The organism is Allobosea sp. CRIB-10 (genome assembly GCF_900112185.1).
Taxonomy (GTDB): Bacteria; Pseudomonadota; Alphaproteobacteria; order Rhizobiales; family Beijerinckiaceae; genus Allobosea.
On record NZ_FOKP01000003.1, the window covers coordinates 16,748 to 40,381 of the forward strand.

Below are 23,634 nucleotides of genomic sequence, written 5' to 3' on the forward strand. Positions count from 1 at the left end.
ACGCATGGTCTCTTTCCGCCCGGCGAACCGCTAGCCACTGCGCCGGGGGATGTCGTGTATCGCAGGCTCCGGGCCTGCGTCTTGAAACGGGCGGACACGAATGGTCCGCCCGAATTAGCTTCAGCCGGCGACGAGGTTGCCAGCCGAGGACTTGCCGGTCTTGCGATCGGCGATCAGCTCGTAGGAGACGACCTGGCCTTCGCGCAGCTCGCGCAGGCCGGCGCGCTCGACGGCGCTGATGTGGACGAAAACGTCGGGGCCGCCGGCCTCAGGGGTGATGAAGCCGTAGCCCTTGGTGGCGTTGAACCACTTGACGGTGCCCTTGTTCATAGTGGGACTAATCCTTGCACTTCAGATCCGCGTATTCGTGGAACCCATGACCGGACGCGCGGACGCCTCGCCATGGTCTTGTATCGACGTGTGGTGGATCTGAAGTGGCCCGCCGGTCGGAATACCCGCGCGGAGGATTGGCCAGAACCGGCCGCATCTCGTCTTACATCGGTGGACCTAGCATAAATTGCAAGGCGGGTCCAGTTTGCCGGCCGAAGCGCCTGCCTTCAGCCGATCTCGCGCACCAGATCGACCAGCCCACCGAGATCTGGCAGCTTTCGGAAGCGCGCCTCTGCGATCGGCTCCTCGGCGTGCTCCAGCGCCCAGGTCAGCTCATGCGGCACATGCGCGGCCCAGGACCCGGCGGCGAGCGCCGGGACGATGTCGGACTTCAACGAGTTGCCGACCATCAGCGCCCGCCCCGGCCCGTCGCCATGGCGGGCGAAGAGCTTCTCATAGGTCGCAGCGCTCTTGTCGCTGACGATCTCGACCGCGTCGAAGAAGTCGCCGAGGCCGGACTGCGCGAGCTTGCGCTCCTGGTCGAAGAGATCGCCCTTGGTGATCAGCACCAGCCGGTAGCGGCCGGCGAGCGCGCCGAGCGTGTCCTGCGCATGTGGCAGGGTCTCGACCGGATGGGTCAGCATCTCGCGCCCGGCGGCGAGGATCTCGCCGATCACCGCGGGCGGGACCTCCCCGCGCGTGATCTCGAGCGCGGTCTCGATCATCGAAAGCGTGAAGCCCTTGATGCCGAAGCCGTAGAAGGCAAGGTTGCGCTTCTCGGCCTCGAGCAGCTTGCCGGAGATCTCGGCCGCCTCGCCATGCTCGCCGAGCAGCGCGACGAAGCGGTCCTCCGTCAGCCGGAAGAACTGCTCGTTCTGCCAGAGCGTGTCGTCGGCATCGAAGCCGATGGTAGTCAGCGCCTTCACGACTATTCTCCGTCATTGCGAGCGAAGCGAAGCAATCCAGCAGACGTAGAGCTCTGCCGCCCTGGATTGCTTCGTCGCTCTGCTCCTCGCAATGACGAGGAGCGTCTCACGCGTCCTTGGCCTTGATCGCCCCCAAAGCCGCCTGCGCCGCGGCAAGGCGCGCGATCGGCACGCGGAAGGGCGAGCAGGAGACGTAATCCAGCCCAACGCTCTCGCAGAAGCCGATCGAAGCGGGATCGCCGCCATGCTCGCCGCAGATGCCGAGTTTGATGTTCGGCCGCGCCTTGCGGCCACGCTCGACGGCGATCCGGACCAGCTCGCCGACGCCCTCCTGATCGATCGTCACGAAGGGATCGGATTCGAGCAGGCCGCGGGCCGTGTAGGAGCCGAGGAAGGAACCGGCATCGTCGCGGCTGATGCCGAGCGCCGTCTGGGTCAGGTCGTTGGTGCCGAAGGAGAAGAATTCGGCGCTCTGCGCGATCTCCTCTGCCCGCAACGCGGCGCGCGGCAATTCAATCATGGTGCCGACCTGATAGGTCAGCTCGCTGCCGCTCTCCTTGCGGACCGCCTCGGCCATCGCATCGATCCGGCCCTTGACCAGGTCGAGCTCGGGCGCGCCCATGACGAGCGGGACCATGACCTCCGGGATGACCGGGTGCCCGGTCTCCTTGGCGGCAATCACTGCAGCCTCGAAGATGGCCCTGGCCTGCATCTCGGCGATCTCGGGATAGGCGACGGCGAGACGCACGCCGCGGAAACCGAGCATCGGGTTGACCTCATGCAGCTCGGCGGCGCGGCGCTTCAGCTTGTCGGAGGTCGTGCCCATGGCCGCGGCGACCTCGGCGATCTCGTCGTCGGTCTGCGGCAGGAACTCGTGCAGCGGCGGATCGAGCAGGCGGATCGTCACCGGCAGGCCCTGCATGATGGTGAAGAGCTCGACGAAGTCCTGACGCTGCATCGGCAGGAGCTTGGCGAGCGCGGTGCGCCTGCCCTTCTCGTCCTCGGCCAGGATCATCTCGCGCACGGAGAGGATGCGGCCGGCATCGAAGAACATGTGCTCGGTGCGGCTGAGGCCGATGCCCTCCGCGCCGAACTCGCGCGCCATCTTGGCGTCGCGGGGTGTCTCGGCATTGGCGCGGATCTTGAGGCGCCGCACCTTGTCGGCCCAGCCCATCAGCGTGCGGAAGTCGCCGGAGAGCTCGGGCTGCTGCATCTTGACCTCGCCGAGCAGCACCTGGCCGTTGCTGCCGTCGATGGTGACGAAGTCGCCGGCCTTCAGCGTGGTCGGCCCGACGGTCATCGTGCCCTTGGCGTAATCGACGCGGATCTGGCCGGCGCCCGAAACGCAGGGCTTGCCCATGCCGCGCGCCACCACCGCCGCATGCGAGGTCATGCCGCCGCGCGTGGTCAGGATGCCCTCAGCGGCGTGCATGCCGTGAATGTCTTCAGGCGAGGTCTCGACGCGGACGAGAATGACCTTCTTGCCGGCCTTCTTGCCGGCCTCGGCCGCCTCCGAGGTGAAGACGATCTCGCCGGCGGCGGCGCCGGGCGACGCCGGCAGGCCGGCCGTCAGCACGCGCCGCTCGGCCTTGTTGTCGATCGTCGGATGCAGCAGCTGGTCGAGCGCGCCGGGCTCGACGCGGCCGACCGCTTCGTTCTCTGTGATCAGGCCTTCACGCGCGAGCTCGACCGCGATCCTGAGCGCCGCCTTGGCTGTGCGCTTGCCGGACCGGGTCTGCAGCATCCAGAGCTTGCCCTCCTGGATGGTGAATTCCATGTCCTGCATGTCGCGATAGTGCTTCTCGAGGATGCCGTAGATGCGGCAGAGCTCGGCATAGGCCTCCGGCATCGCCTTCTCCATCGAAGGCTTGTCGGATTTGGCGGCGAGCTTGGCCGCCTCGGTGATATCCTGCGGGGTCCGGATGCCGGCGACGACGTCCTCGCCCTGGGCATTGATCAGGAACTCGCCATAGAGCGCGTTCTCGCCGGTCGAGGGATTGCGGGTGAAGGCGACGCCGGTCGCCGAGGTCTCGCCCATATTGCCGAAGACCATCGACTGGACGTTGACCGCCGTGCCCCAGGAGGCCGGGATGCTATTGAGCTCGCGATACTTGATGGCGCGGGCATTCATCCAGGACGAGAAGACGGCGCCGACAGCGCCCCAGAGCTGCTCGTTCGGGTTCTGCGGGAAGTCGGAGCCGAGCTCCTTCTTCACGATCTCCTTGTACTTGCCGACGAGAAGCTTCCAATCGTCGGCCGAGAGGTCGGTGTCGAGGTTGAGGCCCTTGCGCTCCTTGTAGTCCTCGAGCGCCTCTTCGAAATGGCCATGGTCGATGTCGAGCACGACGTTCGAGTACATGGTGATGAAGCGGCGATAGCTGTCATAGGCGAAGCGGGCATCGCCCGAGGCCTTGGCCACCGCCTCGACGGTGACGTCGTTGAGGCCGAGATTGAGGACGGTGTCCATCATGCCCGGCATCGAGGCGCGCGCGCCGGAGCGGACGGAGACCAGCAGCGGATTGGCGGGATCGCCGAAGGTCTTGCCCGTCAGCTTGGCCATGCCGGCCAGCGCGTCCTTGACTTGAGCGTCGAGTTCGGCCGGGAAATTCTTGCCGTTGTCGTAGTACCAGGTGCAGACCTGCGTGGTGATGGTGAAGCCCGGAGGCACCGGAAGTCCCAGATTGCTCATCTCGGCCAGGTTCGCGCCCTTGCCGCCGAGCAGGTTCTTCATGCCTGCCTCGCCTTCGGCCTTGCCGTCGCCGAAGGTGTAGACCCACTTCTGCCCTGCCATAGCCTGCCTTTCCCAAGGTTGTCGCCGGCATCATCAACGCCGGCGCGCCCACATGGTTCGCATTTGCGGTGCCCGCTGCTGCAGCGCACCCGGTGCGGCGTGGTCATGCCGAAAACCGGATGAACAATCAATGATCATGCACAGCGCCGCCGCGCCCCACCAACCCCGGCTGCGCAATGCCGGGCGGCGCAATATGGCCAAGGCCGGAGCTGCGCGATAGGGTGCCGCCCCCGCCTTTCAGCGCGGCATCGCCACCAACCCGATGGTTGCCAGCGTCGCCCGCTTTCAAGAACGACGCCGAAGCCAACGATGCGCCTGAACGACTGCCACAATTTCCACGATTTCCGCACGCTCGCCAGGAAGCGGCTGCCGGGCCCGATCTTCAACTACATCGACGGCGGCGCCGATGACGAGGCCACCCTTCGGCGGAATTCCGAAAGCTTCGACCGGTGCGATCTCGTTCCGAGCGTGCTGCGCGGCGTGAGCAGCGTCGACACCTCCGTCACCGTGATGTGCCAGAGGCTCGCCGTGCCGTTCTATTGCTCGCCGACGGCGCTGCAGCGGCTCTTCCATCATCGGGGCGAGCGGGCGGTCGCGGCCGCTGCGGCGCGCTGCGGCACGATGTTCGGCGTCTCCTCGCTCGGCACCGTCAGCCTCGAGGAGCTCCGCAAGGCCCATAGCGGCCCGCAGGTCTACCAGTTCTACTTCCACAAGGATCGCGGCCTGAACCGGGCGATGATGGAGCGCGCCAAGGGCGCCGGCGTCAACGTGATGATGCTGACCGTCGACAGCATCACCGGCGGCAACCGCGAGCGCGACCTGCGCACCGGCTTCTCGATCCCGTTCCGGCTCAACCTTTCCGGCATCACCCAGTTCGCGATCAGGCCGCAATGGGCGCTGAACTACCTCACCCATGAGAAGTTCAGCCTGCCGCAGCTCGACAGCCATGTCGACATGGGCGGCGGCGCGATGTCGATCAGCCGCTACTTCACCGAGATGCTCGACCCGGCGATGACCTGGGAAGACGTCGCCGAGATGGTGAAGCTGTGGTCAGGACAGTTCTGCCTCAAGGGGATCATGTCGGTCGCCGACGCCAGGCGCGCCGTCGAGATCGGCTGCACCGGCATCATCCTGTCCAATCATGGCGGCCGGCAGCTCGACGGCTCGCGCGCCGCCTTCGACCAGCTCGCCGAGATCGTCGATGCGGTCGGCGACAAGATCGACGTGATCATGGACGGCGGCATCCAGCGCGGCACGCATGTGCTGAAGGCGCTGTCGCTCGGCGCCAAGGCGGTCGGCATCGGGCGCTACTACCTCTACCCGCTCGCGGCCGCCGGGCAGCCGGGCGTCGAGCGCGCCCTCGATCGGCTCAAGACCGAGGTGGAGCGCGGCATGAAGCTGATGGGCGTGACCAAGCTCGACCAGCTGTCGCGGGAGAATCTGCGGTTCCGGTAGCAGCGCGGCTCGCTCTCAGACCGGCCTCTTGCCGCGCGCCGCCTTCGGCCAGCGCAGCGGCCAGGCGACGATGCGCTCGACGATCTCCTCCTCGGCGACCTCGTCCTCATTGGCGTGGACCTTGCCGCGAACGGAGACGCCTGCCGCGATCACCGTCTGAGGGTCGCCCGAGACGAGCGGGTGCCACCAGGGCAGGTCCTTGCCCTCCCCCAGCAGCCGATAGGCGCAGGTCGGCGGCAGCCAGGGCAGCGTGCGCACCGCCTCCGGGGTGAGCGTGACGCAATCCGGGACCGTCTTCGAGCGATTGGCGTAGTCATGACAGCGGCAGGTCGCCGCATCGAACAGGCGGCAGCCGATATCGGTGGCGTGGATCCTGCCGGTGTCGTCATCCTCGAGCTTGACCAGGCAGCAGCGGCCGCAGCCGTCGCAGAGCGATTCCCACTCCGCCTCGGTCATCTCCTCGAGCGTCTTGCTGCGCCAGAAGGGCGTGCTGTCGATCATTGCGTTGGCCATAGCCGCTTATGCCCCGGCTAAGCCGTAGAGGGAAGCGCGCGAGCGGCACAGCGCAGCATCGCGCGACATCATATCTTACATTCGTTCTAATCTTTGTTTAGAGAGATTATAATCTATGAAAATTGACCGAATACTCGGATCGGCCTAACGGGAGGAAGAATTCCCTCGTTCACGAGCCATCCCGATGCTGACCCGCCGACATCTGCTGTGCGCCTTTACCGTCACCGCGGGCCTTGCGATGACCGCCCTCCCCGCGCTGGCCGACAAGGTCACGGTCACCGATATCGTCGGGCGCAAGGTCGAGGTCGAGGCCCCGGTCAAGCGGATCATCCTCGGCGAAGGCCGGCAGATGTATTTCGTCGGCGCGCTCGACAAGGACGAGCCGTTCAAGCGCGTCGTCGGCTGGCGCGACGATCTCGGCAAGGCCGATCCCGAGACCTTCCGCGCTTATGCGAAGCGCTACCCTGAAATCGCCAAGCTGCCGACCTTCGGCGGCATGAAGGAAGGCGCCTTCGACGTCGAGCAGGCGATCTCGCTGAAGCCCGACGTGCTCTTCCTCAACATCGAGGCCAAGATCGCCAGCGACGAGGCCAGGCTGGTCGAGAAGCTCGCCTCGGTCGGCATCCCCGTCGTCTATGTCGACTTCCGCGAGAAGCCGTTCGAGCACACAGAGCCGTCGATGCGCCTGATCGGCAAGCTCTTCGGCAAGGAGCAGGTCGCCGAGAACTTCATCACGTTCCGCGCCGAGCAGATCAAGGTCGTGACCGACCGGCTGGCCAAGGCACCCGATCTCAAGCGCCCGCTGGTCATGATCGAGCGCGCCGGCGGCTATTCCGACGATTGCTGCATGTCCTTCGGCAACGAGAATTTCGGCAAGATGGTCGAGTTCGCCGGCGGCCGGAACCTGGCGGCGTCGCTGATCCCCGGCACCTTCGGCACCGTCAACGCCGAGCAGATCGTCGCTTCCAATCCCGATGTTGTGATCGTCACCGGCAGCAACTGGGACGGCTATGTGCCAGGCGGCAACTGGGTCGGGCTCGGCTATGGCGCCGACATGACCGAGGCGCGCCGCAAGCTGACCAATCTGATGAAGCGCCCGGCCTTCACCCAGACCGCGGCGGTCAAGAACGGCCGCGTCCACGGCATCTGGCACCAGTTCTACAACAGCCCCTACCAGTTCGTGGCGATCCAGGAGATCGCCAAGTGGCTGCATCCCGAGCTGTTCAAGGACGTCGATCCCGGCGCGACCATGAAGGTGCTGCACGAGCGCTTCCTGCCGCTGCCTTACGAGCCAGGGCTTTGGGTCTCGCTCGAGGCCGGCAAGTGAGCCTTGCCCCCGCCAGCGCGGACGAGATCGTGACCCAGCAAGCGGAGGCACTGCGTAGCGCTCAGGGTCGCGACGCCTATCGGGCGCTGGCTCTGCGCCGTAAGCTGATCCTCGCCGGCTTCGCCGCCGTGCTGCTGGCCTGCCTGATCGTCGACCTGATGCTCGGCCCGGCCCGCTACAGCGTGACAGAAGTGGTCAACGCGCTGATCTCGCCCTCGACGGCGCCGGCCGCGGTCCGGGTGGTGATCTGGGACATCCGCCTGCCGGTCGCGCTGATGGCGGTCGTCACCGGCGCCTCGCTCGCCATCGCCGGCGCGCAGATGCAGACGGTGCTGAACAACCCGCTCGCCAGCCCGTTCACGCTCGGCATCTCGGCCGCGGCGAGCTTCGGTGCGGCGCTGGCGCTGGTCTTCGGCGTCGCCATCGTGCCGCTCGCCATCGACTATGTCGTGCCGCTCAACGCCTTCGTGATGGCGATGGGCGCCTCCCTGCTGATCCATCTGCTGAGCCAGCGCCGCGGCGTCACCACCGAGACGGTGGTGCTGCTCGGCATCGCGCTGGTCTTCACCTTCAACGCTTTGCTCTCCCTGCTGCAGTTCTTCGCCTCCGAGCAGGCGCTGGGGGCCGTCGTCTTCTGGATGATGGGCTCGCTGACCAAGGCGAACTGGCACAAGCTCGCCATCACCACGACCATCCTGCTGCTCTGCATCCCGCTATTCGCGCGCCGGGCCTGGGCCCTGACGACCCTGCGGCTCGGCGACGAGAAGGCGGCGAGCTTCGGCATCGACGTCAAGCGTCTGCGGCTCGAGACCATGCTGCTCGTCGCGCTGCTCGCAGCGGTGCCGGTCTCCTTCGTCGGCACGATCGGCTTCATCGGTCTGGTCGGCCCGCATATCGCCCGGATGGTGATCGGCGAGGACCAGCGCTTCTTCCTGCCGGCCTCGGCGCTGGCGGGGGCTGCGATCCTGTCGGCCTCGTCGGTGGTCAGCAAGTCGCTGATCCCCGGCCTGATCTTCCCGATCAGCATCGTCACGGCGCTGGTCGGCGTACCCTTCTTCTTCAGCCTGATCCTGACCAGCCGGAAACGCTCATGGTGAAGCGCCTGACACTGACCGATGTCGGCGTCGCCTATGGCAAGCGCCGGATCCTCGACGGGATCACCACGCCGACCATGGCCGGCGGCGAGGTCGTCGCCGTGATCGGCCCCAACGCCGCCGGCAAGTCGAGCCTGTTCCGCCGCATCGCCGGGCTGCTGGGAGGCTCCGGCACGGTTCAGGTCGAGAGCTCGGCCGGCAAGTCGCCCTGCTATCTGCCGCAGGACACGGCGGTGAACGCGGTGCTGACCGTCTACGAATCGATCCTGCTCGCCCGCAAGCAGGGCGGCTCCTGGGGCGTCGGCGACGACGAGCTCGCTGCGATCGACGAAGCCCTGCACGCCCTCGATATCGCCGATCTCGCCTTCCGCGGCCTCGGCGAGCTCTCGGGCGGCCAGCGCCAGCTCGTCTCGATCGCCCAGACATTGGTGCGCCGGCCCGAGATCATGCTGCTCGACGAGCCGACCAGCGCGCTCGACCTGCACCGCCAGTTCGAGGTGCTCAGCCTCGTCGGCCGGCTGGCGCGCGAGCGGCAGATCTGCGTGCTGATCGCGATCCACGACCTCAACCAGGCATTGCGCATCGCCGACAAGGTGATGGTGCTGTCGCAAGGGCGGCTCGCCGCCTTCGGCGATCCGCGCGAGATCATCACGCCGGCGCTGCTGGAAGAGGTCTACGGCGTGGTCGCCAGGGTCGAAGCGGCAGAGGGCGAGACGCCCTTCGTCGTCGTGCATGGCTCCGCCCGGCGGCGCGGCCAAGGCGAGGTGCAGTTTGCGCCTGCCCGGGCAGCGGAATAATACCCTCGCAAGTCGAGCTTGGCGAACGCCGATGTCAGACAGCAGCATCTCCAACGGTCTTTCAGAACCTGGCGCCAACTACTCCCTCAAGGAGGAGATCCGGACCTATTGGTCCGCTCGAGCGGCCAGCTTCGACGAGCAGGTCGGCCATGCCATCAAGTCGGATGCCGAGCTCGCGGCCTTCCAGTCTCTGCTGCGGCAATCCTTCGGCTCGGCGCCGCGCGAGGTGCTCGACCTCGCCTGCGGCACCGGCGAGATCACGCGCGCCCTGCTGTCGCTCGGCCACAACGTCACGGCACTCGACTTCTCCGAGGAGATGCTGGCCCGCGCCCGCGCCAAGCATGGCGACCGGGCCCGTATCCTCGCCGGCGACGCCGAGCGGCTGCTCGACGACGACGGGACCTATGACGCGCTGGTGACGCGCCATCTGGTCTGGACATTGACCGATCCGGAAGCGGCCTTCGCCGAATGGTTCCGGGTGCTGAAGCCCGGCGGCAGACTGCTCGTCATCGATGGCGACTGGATCAACCGCTCCTGGCTGCAGGGCCTCATCAACCGCGCCGCGACCTTCCTGCGCGAGCGCGCCGGCGCTGCTCCGCACGCAGCCGATCGCGCCGCCTTCGATTCGATCACCAAGCGCTTCTTCTTTCGCGACGGGCTGAGCTTCGAGCGGCTGGGCACGATGCTGCGCCAGGCCGGCTTCGCCCGCATCGAAGCTGCCGACTACGCACAGGTGGTCAGGGCGCAGCAGCGCAACGCCGCCCTGCACGACGCACTCCGGCTGGCCTCCTCGACCCGTTTCGCGGTGCTGGCGACCAAAAGCTGACCCGTCGGCAACACCGCCTTTTTTGTCGGGCAACCACACCTTCGCATACTTCCGTTACAAGCCTGGAGCCCTTACCTTCTGAGATCGGGCTTGGCCTTCGTCGGCCGGTCCGGGACACCGCGGACGCGCGCCCGCGGCAGGCTCAGGATGCCGCACGAACGTGATCGAGTTCCGGAAAGCGAGCTGGACGACCCGTCTCAAGCGCCTCGCGCTGAGCGCCGACTCGTGGATCGACGCCTCGCTCTATGCTGCCGGCCACCGCGCCGGCGAGATCTATGAACGCATCCGCAGCATCACCGACCGTCTGACCGTCAGCGGCCCGAAGCGCCTCGCTGCCGAGTTCGCCAGCGAGGGTCTCAATGTCGGCATCGCTGGCGCGATCGTGATGCTGATGCTCGCGATCCCCGCCTTCCATGAAGGACGCGAAGAGGCGCTGAAGAACCAGGTCTTCGCCGTCACCTTCCTCGACCGCTACGGCTCCGAGATCGGCCATCGCGGCGCCCGCCACGACGATTCGCTGAAGCTCGAGGAATTCCCCGACCACCTGCTCAAGGCCGTTCTGGCGACCGAGGACCGGCGCTTCTACGACCATTTCGGCATCGACGTGATCGGCACCTTCCGGGCGCTCACCGTCAACGCCCGCGCCTCGGGCGTGGTCCAGGGCGGTTCCTCGATCACCCAGCAATTGGCGAAGAACCTCTTCCTCAGCAATGAGCGCTCGCTCGACCGCAAGATCAAGGAAGCCTTCCTCTCGCTCTGGCTGGAATACCGGCTGACCAAGAACGAGATCCTCAAGCTCTATCTCGACCGCGCCTATATGGGCGGCGGCACCTTCGGCGTCGCGGCGGCGGCCGAGTACTATTTCGGCAAGTCGGTGAAGAACGTGACGCTGGCGGAGGCGGCGATGCTCGCCGGCCTGTTCAAGGCGCCGACCAAGTTCGCCCCGCATGTCAACCTGCCGGCGGCGCGAGCGCGCGCCAACGACGTCCTCGGCGCCATGGTCGATGCCGGCTTCATGACCGCCGGCCAGGTCGACTCCGCCCGGCGCAATCCGGCAACACCGATCGACCGCCGGCGCGATTCCAGCCCGGACTACTATCTCGACTGGGCCTTCGACGAGGTCCGCAAGCTCGCCGAGGACGGCAAGCTTGGGCCCGAACGGGTGCTGACGGTCAAGACTCCGCACGATCCGGCGATCCAGAAGCGCGCCGACGAGGCGGTCGAGTCGATCCTGCGCCAGCACGGCCCCGCCTATCGCGCCCGGCAGGCGGCGGCGGTGATCATGGACCCGGACGGGGCGGTGCGTGCCATCGTCGGCGGGCGCGACTACGGCGCGAGCCAGTTCAACCGCGCCACGGCCAGCCTGCGCCAGCCCGGCTCGTCCTTCAAGCCTTACGTCTACGCGGCGGCGATGAGCGCCGGGCTCTACAAGCCCACAACGATCGTCACCGACCGGCCGGTCTGCATCGGCAACTGGTGCCCGAACAATTACGGACGCTCCTATGCCGGCTCTATGCCGCTGACGGTGGCGCTGGCGAAGTCGATCAACACGATCCCGGTGCAGATGTCGATCGCGATCGGCAAAGCGACCGGTGAGACGCACGAGGCCCGCGCCGCCCGTATCGGCCGAATGAAGATCGTCGAGACCTGCCGGGCGATGGGCATGACCACGCCACTGACCGACACCGTCTCGCTGCCGATCGGCGCAGCCGAGGTCACAGTCATCGAGCAGGCCGCCGGCTATGCCGTGTTCGCGAACGGCGGCAAGCGGGCCAAGCCCTATGCCGCCTTCGACATCCGCAATTCGCTCGGTGAAGAGATCTATCGCCACGACCGCGACGAGCGTGCGCCTTCCCAGGTGCTGAGCACGCAGGTCGCCTTCGAGATGAACCAGATGCTCTCGACCGTCCCGACCGCCGGCACCGGCCGGCGCGCGGCGCTCGACGGCGTTGTCAGCGCCGGCAAGACCGGCACGACCAATGGCTACAAGGACGCCTGGTATGTCGGCTACACCGGCAACCTCGTCGGCGCGGTCTGGTTCGGCAACGACGATTCCTCCGAGACCAACAACATGACCGGCGGCTCGCTGCCGGCGATGACCTGGAAGGAGATCATGGCCTTCGCCCATCAGGGCATCGAGATCAAACCGATCCCGGGCGTGGCACCGCAGCCGGGCGACGCCAAGGCAGCAGTGGCGAAGGCTGCGGAGCCCTCGGGCGCGGCCGGCGTCAATGCCGGTCATATGCCGCGCAAATCCTTCGAGGTGCTCTCCGCGGTCGGCGCGATGTTCAAGGCCGTCGAGGTGCCACGGACAGCCCGAGCTTCCGTACAGGCCGGCATCCGGGATGTTCCCGCCGGCCGCGGCGTCATTCGCTGAGCCCCGGCCGATGCGAACCGAAATCCCCCCATGCGCGTCCTCCCGCTGGCTTATGTGATCGCGCTCGGCGCCGGCCTCGGCCTGGCCTCCGCCCGCTACGCGGTGGCGGAGCGGCCCTGGTTCGGCCGTGTCCAGGTCGGCGCCTGGACGAGCTGGCCGAACAGCGGCGCGCGCGACATCGACCCCTATATGCGGGCCTATCTGGCGCGCGGCGTGCACCTGCCGCTCGGCGCCGGCGAAGGGCTGGAGCTGATCGCCAAAGAGGACGACACCGGACAGGCGCTCGATGCGCGCTGCCGCTATCTCGTCACCGGTGTGACGCCGCAGGCGCGCGGCTGGTCGCTCGGTGTCTCCGATCCCCGAGGGCGTTCCCTGCAGTTGCCGATCGCGCGCGAGAGCTTCACCGATACCGAGATCGTCCGCGGCGAGCGCGGCGGCATGCGCATCGTCCTGGCGGCGACGCCCGAATCCGGCAATTGGCTGCCTCTGCCCGCCGGGGGGCGCTTCCAGCTGCGCCTGCGCCTCTACGACACGCCGATATCGAGCCATGCCGGCGAGCTCAGGCCGGATGCGCTGCCCCGTATCGCCAGGATCGACTGCCGGTGAGCGCGACCGAAGACACGCGGCCGGTGGTGGCCATGGGACAACCCGCCTCGGATGCCCGAGGTTTCCCGCGCCGCTTTCTGTCGCGATTGGGGAACGGCCTGCTGCAGCTCGCCTTACTGACCTTGGCAGGATTGCTGCTCGCAGGCATCGTCCACATCGTCACCGTGCTGCGCATCCCAGTGCTGGCCACGCATGACGCGGCCACCGTCTACGCCGCGCTGGGGGCGAACGGCCATGCCGAGCTGGTGACGCCGCCGCCGGCGGGCCTGCCCGCCATCCTCGATGGCGCCCCCAACAGCGTCGCGGCGGTCTGCAGCTACGACCTTACGGCCGGGCCGCTGCGCGTGGTGGCCCGCACCGGCTCCTTGCCGCTCGGCCTCACCGTCCACCGGCGCGGCGGCGGCGTCGCCTATGCGATCACCGACCGGGCCGCGATCCGCGGCGTGCTCGAATTCGTGGTGATGACGCAGGAACAGCTCGACGAGCGGCTGGCCAACGACGAAGAGGGCGAGACCTCGCGGGAGTTGCGCGTGGTCTCACCGTCGCTGCAGGGGCTGGTCGTCGCCAGGGTCGTGGTCCGCCGCGCCTTCGACCGCGGCGAGGCGGAGGCGATGGCGACCGGCGTCGCCTGCGGATTGGCGGACTGAACCAGATCTTTGTTTTATCGCATTTCCTTCGCGCGAACCGATGTCCACTTCGCTCGATAATGCTCTAGAGCCAGCCATTGCGCTTGAAGCGCCAGAACAGCGTCAGGCAGGCGCTGATGATGAAGGCCAGGACGACGTAGTAGCCGTAATACGTCTTGAGCTCCGGCATGTTCTCGAAGTTCATGCCGTAGATGCCGGCGACCGCGGTCGGCACGGCGAGGATGGCCGCCCAGGAGGCCAGCCGCTTGGTGATGGCGTTCTCCTGGCTCTGGCCGACGAGCAGGCTCGCCTCGAAGGCGAAGGCGAGCACCTCGCGCAGGCTGTCGATCTTCTCCTGCACGGTGCGGATATGGTCGGTCACGTCGCGGAACATCGCAGCCAGCGTCGGGCGTACCTGCGGCACGCTGCCATTGGTCAGGCGCTGGCAGACCTCGACCAGCGGTCCGACCGCATTGCGGAGGCGTAAGAGGTCGCGCCTGAGCATGTAGAGCCGCTCGATGTCGGAGCGCGCCATCGGCTTGGCCAGAACCTTGTCCTCGATCTCCTCGACCTCGTCATGGATCGCTTCGAGCACCGGCATGTAGTTGTCGACGATGAAATCGAGGATGGCATAGAGGATGAAGTCCTCGCCCTTGGCCAGCGAGGTCGGGCAGGTCTCCCAATGCTGCCGGACCGAGGTATACGAGGTCGAGGCGCCGTGACGGACGCTGACGATGTAGCCGTGCCCGACGAAGATGTGGGTCTCGCCGAAGGCGATGCGCTTGTCGATCATCTGCGCGGTGCGGGCGACGACGAAGAGAGCGTCGCCATATTGTTCGAGCTTGGGCCGCTGGTGAGCGTTGGTCGCGTCCTCGACCGCCAGGGGATGCAGGTTGAACTGCTCCTGCACGCATTTCAGCAAGGCCGGCTGGGGCTCGAGCAGCCCGATCCAGACGACATGGCCGTCCTTGCGGGACCACTCGCCCGCTTCCTCGATCGGGATGTCGGCGATGCGCACGCCATGGGCGTAGACGCTCGAGGCGACGATGCCGGCCTCATGACGGTGCCCCTGATCGACGTTAAGGTCGGAGGGCGCCTCCGTTGCCGCAGAGGCAGCGAACCTGACGTGCGCGACTGACATGGGTCACTCCACCGTTCGTCAGCTCATCATCGGCAGGCTAGACCTTACAGCTGGGCGATGGAACCCTTTTCCGCAGTAAGCGCAGGCGCTTGGAGGAAGGCCGGCTACCCCTTGTAGACCACTGGGCCGCGCCCTGCCGGCGCGCCTTCGCCCTTGCCGCGGAAGACGCCGATCAGCGGCAGATTGCAGGCGGGGCCGAGCTCGCTCTCCAGCGCCATGATGGCGCGCTCGGCCCGCACCGCCTCCCGCGAGGGCATCTCGACCATCAGATTGTCGAGCGAAAAGCGATAGCTTTTCAGCCGGAAACGGGCCCTCTCGCAGACCCAAAGCATCAGCCCCTCATTCTCGACGACGCGCTGCCAGGCCGGATCGCGCTGCTCCGGCGGCACCTCTTGCGAGGCGTCGAGGGTGCGCAGGCGCGCCCGGTCGGCGTTGATGACCCGCAAGGCATTGGCGCGGAACTGGCCGAGCAACAGCCGGTCGCCATTGGCGTCCTCGCTCAGCCGGTTGTAGCGCGAGGCCTGAGAGGCAAAGGACCCCGAGGTCAGGGCGCGGTGATAGGCGGAGACATCGTTCGACTGGGCTTCGACCGGCAGGATGCGGGCATGGGCGAGCTTGGAGACCTCGCGGTCGAAATCGCTGCGCTCATGCGCGGGCAGGACGAGCCGCCAGGCGCGATCGCGCAGGCGTTCCTCGTCATCGGTCAGATGGAACCAGGACGAGGCCTCGCCGCGAAAGCGGGCGCTCCACTCGCCGATCGTCGGTGCGATCTGGTCGGCGAAGATGTTGGGACGGGGCCGGCCGAGATCGCCGGTGGTCGAGCAGCCGGCGAGCAGAAGGCAGGACAGCGCCGCCATCGCGACCGAGTGGGATGCGAAACAGTGGGAACCGGTTTTTCGCATGAATCCCACTCGAACTCTGAAAGAACGGATCGTGATGTTTCTGGACGGGTCCGGATCATCGCGATCTGGCAGCTCTCACCCTGGACGCCTGCGCCGTGTCTCGCGCTCGCCGCGACCGGCGGGCCGCGGCCGGCGCGGCGGCTTGCTCGCGGCCGGCTCGTGCTGGCGCTCGTAGCGCACGCCGGTGAAGAACAGGATTTGGCCGAACGGCCCCTCGGCCAGAGGAGCCTGGCTGGCGAAGCGCCTGCGCGGCGCGAAAGGAATGACGTCTGCCATGATGCGCCTCCCTTGCTGGCGCCTGCGCCCAATTCGCAAACAACACGGAAGCCCGGACGGCAGCTTGCACAGGTCGCGCCAGCCATCCTCAAGATCATCAAGGCCCATCATGGTTAACGCCGTGCTAACGCATCGCGGATAAGTTTCGCGAAAGTGAAATTCGCCCGACGAGAATCGCCCATGCCGTCCCGCACCGCCACAGACCTCGCCGAGCTCGCCAGGCTGGCCAGCGATGGCGGGCTCGACCTGCGCCAGGTCGCCCTGCGGGTGAAGACCGACCTCATGCTGGCGACGCCCAGCCCGTCGGCCGAGGACATGGAGGCTTTCCGGGCCATGGCCGAGGCTTTGGTCCCGGTCATCGACGAGCCGACGGCAACGATCATCGCCCGCAAGATCGCGAGCTGGCCGCATGCGCCGCGCGAGGTGCTCGCCAGCCTTCGCGCTCGCGGGGGCGAGGTTCTGGCCGCATTGATCAGCCACGGCATGCCACTGACCACGAGCGAGATCGAGGAGATCGCGGCCGATGGAGACGGCGAGGCACGGCTCGCTCTGGCGAGCCGGCCCGACCTCACCGGCAACGCCAGCATCGCGCTCGCCGGCTGGAACAGCGCCGAGATCGATGCGGCGCTGGTGGCGAACGGCGCAGCGAACCTGCCGCATGCAGCCCTCGATCTGCTGCTCCCGCGCGCGGTCGCGACGCCAGCTCTCGGTGCGAGCCTGTTGGCACGGGGCGATCTGCCGATATCGGACCTGACACCGCTCTTCCTGCAGGCGAGCCTGGAAAAGCGCCTCGCCATGATCGATGCCGCGACGGCCCGTGAAGCGCTGTCGCCTTCGCCACGTATGGCGACGCTCGCCGCCGAGCAGATCTCCCGCCTGATCGCGACGGCGCTCTCCGACAGGCGCGGCGCCTTCACGGCGCTCGCGGACGCTTTCGGTGGCGATGCGCGCTTCGCGACGATGCTGGCCAACGATCCGTCGCGCCAGCTCGCAGCGTTGGCGCTGATCGGCTGCGGAGCGAGTCCGGAGGATGCCACGCGCTTCCTGATCGGGCTCGGCGACGACGCGGCCCGCTCGGTCGAGCGCATCTTCGCGCTGGTCGAGCTGATGCGGTCGCTGCAGCCGGCGGTGGCGCGGCGGCTGGCTCAGCAGATCGGCGGGATCGCACCACGCGGCACGAGGCCGGGAGCGCTGCAGCCGGCGATGGATCCGAGCGGAACACCTGCACGCGCCGGGGCCGAGCGGACGCCGTCCCGCAGCATCGTTCAGGAGGTCCGGCGCAGGCTCGGCGGTGGCGAGTAAGGTTCAGCTCTCGACGATGTCGAGACGCGCATCGCCGGCGCGGTTCTCGATCTCGACCAGCCAGAGATCACTATCGAAGCGGAGCTCGCGTTCGACCCTGTCCTCGACGCCAAGCGGATCGGCGTCGAGCAGGAGCTGGAAGCGCCGCTCGCCGGCCTCGTCCGCGAGCGCCTGGGGCGCCGGCCCGTAGAGCGCGGCCGTGCCGTCGAGCCGGTCGAGCTTGACGAAGATCGCGCCGGCTTCGCGCGCGCCGCGCCGACGCAGCACTGCGACGAGACCATCAAAGGCCGCCTGGCGCAAATAGGCCGAGACCCAGAAATCGCTGGTCAGGCGCGGCAAGGCCAGCGCTCCCGCGGCCTGCGCGAAACGGCCGTCAGCGCCGGTGTCCCCGGATATCCGCGGGCGGGCGGATGTCGGCGCCGTTGATCAGATCGGCGATCGGATCACGCGCCGCCGGCTGGGCGGCCGGAGCGGGCCGCGCGGGGGCTGGCGCCGCTTGAGCCTGGCGCGGCTGCGGCGCGGCCGCGACCGGGGCTGGCGGGCGCGGAGCGGCATCACGAGCGGCCGGCGCCAGGGTGCCGGGCCGTGCCGGCGGCATCACCGCCTGCGGGGCCGCTGCCGGGCTCACCGGCTCGGCGACGGCCGGAGCTTCGACCCGGCGCTGCTCGGCCGGCCGGGCCGCCGATTGCGGTGGCGACAGCATCGGCGCGGGGTGGCGCCCCTTCTGGAACAGCACCGCGTTCAGGATGATCAACACCGACACCGCCGCGAAGAGGAGCACGAGAAGGCCACGGCCCGGCCGGCGGCCGAACCAGCGTAGCAGCCGCCCCGGCATGGACGGCGCCGCACGTCGGCCGGCTGGGCGACGGACGGGCATCGACAGCGTCGCATCGGAACGGGCACGGGCGGCGAGCGTGGCAGACATGGGTCTCGAACTCTCGTGTCAGGCGGTCAGGCGAACAGGTTGCTTGGTTTCGAGGCCGCGGCGGGGTGCGCGGGCGAAGGTCGCGATACGGGCCGGCTCGCTCGCTGCGGCGACGCCGCCGATCGGCAAGCGGACGCCGACGCGAGTGCCGACGCCCGGCGCGCTCTCGATTGTGAGGGTGCCGCCATGCAGGCCGACCAGGCCGCGCACCACCGAGAGGCCGAGCCCGGTCCCGTCATGGGCGCGCTCGTAAGAGGACTTGGCCTGGAAGAACGGGTCGCCCAGCCGCGGCAGGTCGGCGGCGGCGATGCCGATGCCTGTATCGGAGACCGAGAGGTCGATCATCCCGCCATCGCGCACCAGAGCGAGCGTGACGCGGCCGCCCGGCGGCGTGAACTTGATCGCATTCGAGAGCAGGTTGAGCATGACCTGCTTCAGGGCACGCCGGTCGCCGAGCAGCTGCGGCAGGTCCGGGCCGACGACGCGTTCGAGCGCGACGCTGCCGCTGCCGGCCTTGAGCGCGACGACGTTGCAGCAGTCCTCGGCGACCTCCGCGATGTCGAGCGCGTCCTGCTCGATCGTCATCGCGCCGCTCTCGATCTTGGAAACGTTGAGCAGCGTGTTGACCACGTCGAGCAGATGCTGTCCGGAATCGTGGATGATCCGGGCATATTCCTGGCGCTGCGCCGGGCTGAAGGAGGCGCCGAGCTCGCCGCTCAGCATCTCCGAGAAGCCGATGATCGCGTTGAGCGGCGTGCGCAGCTCATGGCTGACCGTCGCCAGGAACCGGTCCTTGACATCGCTGGCCTTGAGCGCCTCGGCGCGATCACGCTCGCGCTTCTCGTCGATCGCATGCCGGTCGGTGACGTCGCGGCTGACGCAGACCACGGCCGCCGCACCATGCGCGCCGGATTGCTCGATGCGCCGGGCGCTGAGATCGAGCCAGCGCACGACCGGACTCGCCGAGGCCTGTCCATCGGCGCAGGCCGGGACGAAGAGAACACGAAAGCTGGCGCCGGCCCGGCCGCTGCCATGCGCGGCATCACTCAACGCCTTGAGGAAGAGAGGCCTGTCGGCGATGTGGACGCGCTCGAACAGGCCGCGCCCGAAAAGCTGGGCCGGCTCCGCCCCGGTCAGGCCACGTGCGGCCTCGTTGGCGAAGACGACGGAGCCGGCCGCGTCGTGCCAGGTGACGAGATCGCCGACATGCTCGAGCATCAGCTGTGCCCGCGCATCGGAGGCGCGATGCTCGCGCAGCTCGTCGTCGCGACGATAGAGGAAACCGACCGTGATCAGCGCTGCGTGCAGGATCGCGACGGCGGCGAAGACGGGCATCGCCTGCCAGGTCCAGGACGCCGGCTCCGCGATCGCACCTGCCCCCTGCAGAGCGACGACGGTCCCGAGACCAATCACGGCAAGCGCACTGGCGCGTGCCACATAGGGTCGGGAGCCGAAGAACATCGCTTCGGCCGGAACCGCGGCGAGCCAGAGCAGCAGCGGCGAAGCCGCCCCACCGGTCAGGCAGGCGAGCGTGGTGATCAACAAGGTGAGAGCTGCGCCGGACAAGCAATGCGCCAGGTCGAGCCGCCCCGTCCGCGAGAGCAGGAAGACCGCCACGAGCGGCAGCGCCAGCGCGACCAGCACGACCATTTCGAGGGCGCCGATACGGCCGCGCCAGGCGATGTAGGCCGGCATCAGGCTGAGCGCCGCGATCGACGCGACGAGCCTGCTCAGCATGAAGCGCTCATGACGCATGCGCTCGAGCGAATCGGCCAGCGCCGATGGATGGACCATCGCCGCGACCTGCGCCCTCACCGCCGTCATCAAACTGGAAAACCGCAAACGCGCACCTCTGCCGGCCTCGGCGCTTTCGCCTCGCCTTGTTGCTGCGATCCTCGCGGCCGCCGTTTAAGCGGGGCTTAAAGCGGCCGTGGCCAAAACCGGGAAGCAATTCGATACCGGTCGAAATAGCTCTTGTTTTTCAATAAATTGCTCATGTCGCCGCATGCTGCGCCAGACCAAGCGGTTGTTGGCGGCAAGGTGAACGGAAGCTGAAGACGACGTGCCGTCTTTGATTCAAATCGATGCTGTCGGCGACACCTGATCTTTCGACCCGCTTGCTAAGGTTCACCCATCCGCGGGCTGGGGAGCCTGAAACCGGACGGGGACGACAGATGGCCTATCTTCTGCGCAGCCTGGCGATCGTCGGCGTGATCGCGCTGAACTCGCCCGTGCACGGCACGAAGAGCGAACCCGATACGCTGATGGTCGATGCCAAGGCGGCGATCGCGATCCTCGCCAAGATCGATCCGAAGGCAGCGTTGCAGGGCGCGGCGAGCGTGCGCGAGGCGGCTGAGGTCCTGGCGGGGCTGGAGCCCGAGACCCGCGCCCGGGTCCTCGCCTTGGCGGCGAGCGCCGCGACCCGCGCCAGCGAGGCACAGCCGCGACAGCGCTGAGGCTTGACGTCTCCGCAGGAGAGGCCGAAGACGCTGGCCATCGCCGCCTTCCGTTGACGGCGGATGAGCCGGAGGCCGGGTGCGGAGTCCATGAGCGAGAGCCTCGACGAGATCGTCGCCAATTTCGAGCTACTCGACGAGTGGGACGATCGCTATCGCTACCTGATCGAGCTCGGGCGCACGCTCGCGCCCTTGCCCGAGGAGGCCCATAGCGACGCCAACAAGGTGCGCGGCTGCGCCAGCCAGGTCTGGCTCGAGACCCACAGCGAGGGCGGGCCCGGCGAAACCACGCGCCTTACGTTCCGCGGCGACAGCGACGCGCACATCGTGCGCGGGCTGGTCGCGCTCGCCATCGCCATCCATTCCGGCCGCACGGCGCAGGAGATCCTGGCGACCGACGCCTTTGCGATCTATGAGCGCCTCGGTCTGGCCGCCCATCTGACGCCGCAGCGCTCGAATGGCGTGCGCGCGATGATGGAGCGGATCAAGAACGACGCCCGGGCAGCGCTGGCCTAGAGCAATTCCGCAATTCCTCGAAGCGCGGAAAATGTTCTAGGTCCTTGTTTGATCGCATTTTCTTCACGCGAACCGGTGTCCACTTCGCTCGAAAATGCTCTAGGTCCTGCCGATCGGCGGAACCGGGATCGACGGGCGCGCATCGGGCGCACGCCAGGCATGATTGCCCGAACGCCCCTGCTTTCCACTCAGGCCGTAATGCTCGACCAGCGCCGACAACGCCAGCCGGAGCACGACCTTGGCCGAACGCGCCGGCCATTTGCGCTCGCGTTCGACCTGATCGAGGCCCTTGAGAAAGCCGCAGACGTCGATCGCCAAGCCTGATAATTCGGGCCCGAGGCGCTTGCAGGCAAGGCGTATCCGCTGGCGTGCCGCCAGGCTGGAATCGGAGGCTTCGGCCGGCCCGTGTGCCGGCGCATGGGTGCCGGCGGCCAAGCCCGCATCCCAGTTGACCGTCGTGCGCGGCAACATCTGCGCCAGTGTCAGATCAGCGCGGAAGCGCTCGCCGGCCGCGAACTCGACAGCAGAAATCTGCGGCTGCCCGTCCTTGCCGGGGCGGCGATGAAGCCAGAGCAACGGGCTCTCGCGCTCGTCCAGCACGACCTGCTGCGCCTGGCCAGCGACCATGACGGTCGTCGTCGCGCGCGGCCTTTCCGCCTGCGCATCGACAAGACGCAGGCGGCGCTTCTTCCCGCCATGCGCGGACCAGGCGGCAAAACCGGCTGCGACGAGCGCTTCGGCCTCGGCCGCCGCGACATAGCCGGCTCCCAGCGTGGCTCCGCCGGCGCCGCGGCGATAGAGCGCGATCCGCCCGCAACCCAGCGGCGAGTCGACGGCATAGGCGCCGGCCTCGCTCAGGTGCCGCAGCAGGCGAGACGGCGAAAGGGAGAGGTCGTCGCGGGCGCTCATCGTACGACCTCCGCATAGGAACCGAGTTGCAAACCGAAAGCGAGATGCGCGAGGCCGGCCTCCAGCGCCGAGATGGACAGATCGAACGCCTGTTGATCGCGCCGGTCCTCGACCAGGGCGCAGGCGTGCCGCACTGTCGTCCGGTCGCGCTCGAAGCAGACGCCGACCTCGGTCAGCGTCAACCCAAAAACGACATGGGTCAGATACATCGCAAGCTGCCGCGCGAAGGCGACCCTGCGCGGCCCGCGCCCGGTGCGCAGCGCCCCCGCCGGCAAGCGCATCGCGCCGCAGACGGCGACCTCGACCAGCCGTGCCGGAGCTGCCCACCGAACGGTTTCCAGCCGCTTGGCAATCAGTTTGTTCATGATATGTTCCATTACGGGCATCACCTCCGCGACTTCAATCGCAACGAGATGAAGGTATATATTCCTATATCATCCGACGGCAAGCACGCGGATGGCCATCCCGACAGGCTCCTGACAGTTTTGGGCCTGAGGGCCATCAGCGCCCGGATTGGCGATCCTGGAGCACTCCCGCGCCTCTCCGTCACGGAGGCGCTCTGAGCCTTTGTCTTAGCAAGCCTTCTTCATGCAAACCGGTATTCAATTCGCGCGAAGACGCTCCAGGCCGAGCCATCCTGTGGACTTTCTTCGACCTTCCTCGTTCGACAGCCCTCGCGAGAAGGAAAAGCCCAAAGAAAAAGCCGCCGGACGAACCGGCGGCTTCACTTCATGAGCAATGATCCAATCCGGCCGAGGACCGGATCAGCGGCGCTTGCGGCGCTGCTGGCCGAGACCCATCTTCTTGGCGAGCTGGGAGCGCGCCTCGGCATAGTTCGGCGCGACCATCGGATAGTCGGGCGGCAGGCCCCACTTCTCGCGGTATTGCTCGGGCGACATGTTGTACTGCGTGCGCAGATGACGCTTCAGCGACTTGAACTTCTTTCCGTCCTCCAGGCAGATCAGATAATCGGCCGTAATCGACTTCTTCACCGCGACGGCAGGCTTGGGCGCTTCGACCGGAACAACCGGCGCAACACCGCCGACGACGCGATTGAGAGCGGCGTGAACATCGCTGATCAGCGCGGGCAGGTCGGAAGCCGGAACAGAATTGTTCGACACGTAGGCGGAAACGATATCTGCCGTGAGCTCGATGAAATCGGAACCGTCTTGGTCAGCCATGATGGCGTTGCTCCATTGTTATCTTGACCGGTCGTAGCGTTGACTGCGCCCAGCTCTGTTTCCAGGCGCGAGCGCCCTCCCAGACCTCAGCCGGCGGACGGTCGAATTTCCACCGGAATAGAATCATGCAAAACGGACCAGTCGGCACTCGTCTAAGCCATGCGCTTCAATATCGCAAGTGGCTTGGCAAGGATTCGAATACATTCATCGAGACATATTATTGCTGGTTTTATGGGCGCAGATCGTAACCTGAGCGCTTTGCGCTGCAGCATTTGCGCCAACAGGTTGTCCTTGTCAGTGTCGGCGACGGGCTCTACCTGTCTCATCGGCAAAGATGAAACGCTCCTGATATCGATCG

General features: G+C 67.4%; 24 protein-coding genes. 11 read left to right on the forward strand and 13 right to left on the reverse strand.

Features of this window, described 5'->3' with window-relative positions:
- Positions 1-120 precede the first annotated feature (120 nt).
- The 3 genes from BMZ69_RS05130 to ppdK form a co-directional block, all read right to left on the reverse strand.
- Complete coding sequence (locus tag BMZ69_RS05130; RefSeq protein ID WP_092155501.1) at positions 121-330, reverse strand: cold-shock protein; 210 nt, start codon at positions 328-330, stop codon at positions 121-123.
- 227 nt (positions 331-557) lie between these two features.
- Positions 558-1,256: an HAD family hydrolase gene (locus tag BMZ69_RS05135; RefSeq protein ID WP_175506670.1), complete on the reverse strand. Its 699-nt coding sequence runs from the start codon at positions 1,254-1,256 to the stop codon at positions 558-560.
- A 106-nt stretch (positions 1,257-1,362) separates the two neighbouring features.
- The gene (gene ppdK / locus BMZ69_RS05140) at positions 1,363-4,047 is read right to left on the reverse strand and encodes a pyruvate, phosphate dikinase (protein ID WP_092155503.1); all 2,685 of its coding nucleotides are present in this window, start codon (positions 4,045-4,047) and stop codon (positions 1,363-1,365) included.
- Positions 4,048-4,356: 309 nt separating this feature from the next.
- Between ppdK and BMZ69_RS05145 the strand changes: the two genes are divergently transcribed.
- Positions 4,357-5,502, forward strand: a complete 1,146-nt coding sequence (locus BMZ69_RS05145; RefSeq protein ID WP_092155504.1) for an alpha-hydroxy acid oxidase — start codon at positions 4,357-4,359, stop codon at positions 5,500-5,502.
- Between the two features lie 15 nt (positions 5,503-5,517).
- Here the strand turns inward: BMZ69_RS05145 and BMZ69_RS05150 are convergent, their stop codons facing one another.
- Positions 5,518-6,015 (reverse strand): YcgN family cysteine cluster protein, encoded by a 498-nt coding sequence (locus tag BMZ69_RS05150; protein WP_244543220.1) that lies wholly within the window; start codon positions 6,013-6,015, stop codon positions 5,518-5,520.
- Between the two features lie 238 nt (positions 6,016-6,253).
- Between BMZ69_RS05150 and BMZ69_RS05155 the strand changes: the two genes are divergently transcribed.
- The 7 genes from BMZ69_RS05155 to BMZ69_RS05185 all read left to right on the forward strand — a co-directional run bounded on the left by BMZ69_RS05155 (position 6,254) and on the right by BMZ69_RS05185 (position 13,689).
- Positions 6,254-7,342 (forward strand): ABC transporter substrate-binding protein, encoded by a 1,089-nt coding sequence (locus tag BMZ69_RS05155; protein WP_244543244.1) that lies wholly within the window; start codon positions 6,254-6,256, stop codon positions 7,340-7,342.
- Between the two features lie 29 nt (positions 7,343-7,371).
- Positions 7,372-8,439, forward strand: a complete 1,068-nt coding sequence (locus BMZ69_RS05160) for a FecCD family ABC transporter permease (protein ID WP_175506692.1) — start codon at positions 7,372-7,374, stop codon at positions 8,437-8,439.
- Entirely contained in the window at positions 8,433-9,233 is an 801-nt protein-coding gene (locus tag BMZ69_RS05165) for an ABC transporter ATP-binding protein (RefSeq protein ID WP_092155506.1), read from the forward strand. The genes BMZ69_RS05160 and BMZ69_RS05165 overlap by 7 nt, the downstream gene beginning before the upstream one ends.
- A 31-nt stretch (positions 9,234-9,264) precedes the next feature.
- A complete protein-coding gene (locus BMZ69_RS05170; RefSeq protein ID WP_092155507.1) occupies positions 9,265-10,059 on the forward strand; it encodes a class I SAM-dependent methyltransferase in 795 nt (264 codons plus the stop codon).
- 160 nt (positions 10,060-10,219) lie between these two features.
- Complete coding sequence (locus BMZ69_RS05175) at positions 10,220-12,436, forward strand: transglycosylase domain-containing protein (RefSeq protein WP_092155508.1); 2,217 nt, start codon at positions 10,220-10,222, stop codon at positions 12,434-12,436.
- 30 nt (positions 12,437-12,466) lie between these two features.
- Positions 12,467-13,042 carry a DUF1214 domain-containing protein gene (locus BMZ69_RS05180; RefSeq protein WP_092155509.1) on the forward strand — a complete coding sequence of 192 codons (576 nt, stop codon included), beginning with the start codon at positions 12,467-12,469 and terminating at the stop codon, positions 13,040-13,042.
- The gene (locus BMZ69_RS05185) at positions 13,039-13,689 is read left to right on the forward strand and encodes a hypothetical protein (protein ID WP_139218972.1); all 651 of its coding nucleotides are present in this window, start codon (positions 13,039-13,041) and stop codon (positions 13,687-13,689) included. The genes BMZ69_RS05180 and BMZ69_RS05185 overlap by 4 nt, the downstream gene beginning before the upstream one ends.
- A 64-nt stretch (positions 13,690-13,753) precedes the next feature.
- On the opposite strand, the gene corA is transcribed toward BMZ69_RS05185, so the two are convergent.
- The 3 genes from corA to BMZ69_RS05200 all read right to left on the reverse strand — a co-directional run bounded on the left by corA (position 13,754) and on the right by BMZ69_RS05200 (position 15,987).
- Positions 13,754-14,809, reverse strand: coding sequence for a magnesium/cobalt transporter CorA (gene corA / locus BMZ69_RS05190; protein WP_092155511.1), 1,056 nt, complete (start codon positions 14,807-14,809; stop codon positions 13,754-13,756).
- Positions 14,810-14,913: 104 nt separating this feature from the next.
- Positions 14,914-15,711 carry a hypothetical protein gene (locus BMZ69_RS05195; protein ID WP_139218973.1) on the reverse strand — a complete coding sequence of 266 codons (798 nt, stop codon included), beginning with the start codon at positions 15,709-15,711 and terminating at the stop codon, positions 14,914-14,916.
- Between the two features lie 75 nt (positions 15,712-15,786).
- The gene (locus tag BMZ69_RS05200; RefSeq protein ID WP_057187747.1) at positions 15,787-15,987 is read right to left on the reverse strand and encodes a hypothetical protein; all 201 of its coding nucleotides are present in this window, start codon (positions 15,985-15,987) and stop codon (positions 15,787-15,789) included.
- Positions 15,988-16,167: 180 nt separating this feature from the next.
- Between BMZ69_RS05200 and BMZ69_RS05205 the strand changes: the two genes are divergently transcribed.
- The gene (locus tag BMZ69_RS05205) at positions 16,168-17,289 is read left to right on the forward strand and encodes a DUF2336 domain-containing protein (RefSeq protein WP_092155513.1); all 1,122 of its coding nucleotides are present in this window, start codon (positions 16,168-16,170) and stop codon (positions 17,287-17,289) included.
- A gap of 3 nt (positions 17,290-17,292) precedes the next feature.
- Here BMZ69_RS05205 and BMZ69_RS05210 read toward each other — a convergent pair whose 3' ends face one another.
- From BMZ69_RS05210 to BMZ69_RS05220, 3 genes are read right to left on the reverse strand one after another with little or no spacing between them, the layout of a single operon-like run.
- A complete protein-coding gene (locus BMZ69_RS05210; protein WP_092155514.1) occupies positions 17,293-17,628 on the reverse strand; it encodes a DUF1491 family protein in 336 nt (111 codons plus the stop codon).
- 34 nt (positions 17,629-17,662) lie between these two features.
- Positions 17,663-18,214 carry a hypothetical protein gene (locus BMZ69_RS05215; protein WP_092155515.1) on the reverse strand — a complete coding sequence of 184 codons (552 nt, stop codon included), beginning with the start codon at positions 18,212-18,214 and terminating at the stop codon, positions 17,663-17,665.
- Between the two features lie 18 nt (positions 18,215-18,232).
- Positions 18,233-20,038: a sensor histidine kinase gene (locus BMZ69_RS05220; protein ID WP_092155516.1), complete on the reverse strand. Its 1,806-nt coding sequence runs from the start codon at positions 20,036-20,038 to the stop codon at positions 18,233-18,235.
- A 350-nt stretch (positions 20,039-20,388) separates the two neighbouring features.
- On the opposite strand from BMZ69_RS05220, the gene BMZ69_RS05225 reads away from it, so the two are divergent.
- Positions 20,389-20,670: a hypothetical protein gene (locus BMZ69_RS05225; protein WP_092155517.1), complete on the forward strand. Its 282-nt coding sequence runs from the start codon at positions 20,389-20,391 to the stop codon at positions 20,668-20,670.
- 90 nt (positions 20,671-20,760) lie between these two features.
- Positions 20,761-21,186, forward strand: a complete 426-nt coding sequence (locus tag BMZ69_RS05230; RefSeq protein WP_092155518.1) for a SufE family protein — start codon at positions 20,761-20,763, stop codon at positions 21,184-21,186.
- Between the two features lie 99 nt (positions 21,187-21,285).
- Here BMZ69_RS05230 and BMZ69_RS05235 read toward each other — a convergent pair whose 3' ends face one another.
- The 3 genes from BMZ69_RS05235 to BMZ69_RS05245 all read right to left on the reverse strand — a co-directional run bounded on the left by BMZ69_RS05235 (position 21,286) and on the right by BMZ69_RS05245 (position 23,276).
- On the reverse strand, positions 21,286-22,095 hold the full coding sequence (locus tag BMZ69_RS05235; RefSeq protein WP_092155519.1) for a DUF6456 domain-containing protein: 810 nt from the start codon (positions 22,093-22,095) through the stop codon (positions 21,286-21,288).
- The gene (locus BMZ69_RS05240) at positions 22,092-22,460 is read right to left on the reverse strand and encodes a helix-turn-helix domain-containing protein (protein WP_244543221.1); all 369 of its coding nucleotides are present in this window, start codon (positions 22,458-22,460) and stop codon (positions 22,092-22,094) included. Before BMZ69_RS05240 ends, BMZ69_RS05235 begins: the two co-directional genes overlap by 4 nt.
- 399 nt (positions 22,461-22,859) lie before the next feature.
- Positions 22,860-23,276 (reverse strand): Ros/MucR family transcriptional regulator, encoded by a 417-nt coding sequence (locus tag BMZ69_RS05245; protein ID WP_092155521.1) that lies wholly within the window; start codon positions 23,274-23,276, stop codon positions 22,860-22,862.
- Positions 23,277-23,634 lie beyond the last annotated feature (358 nt).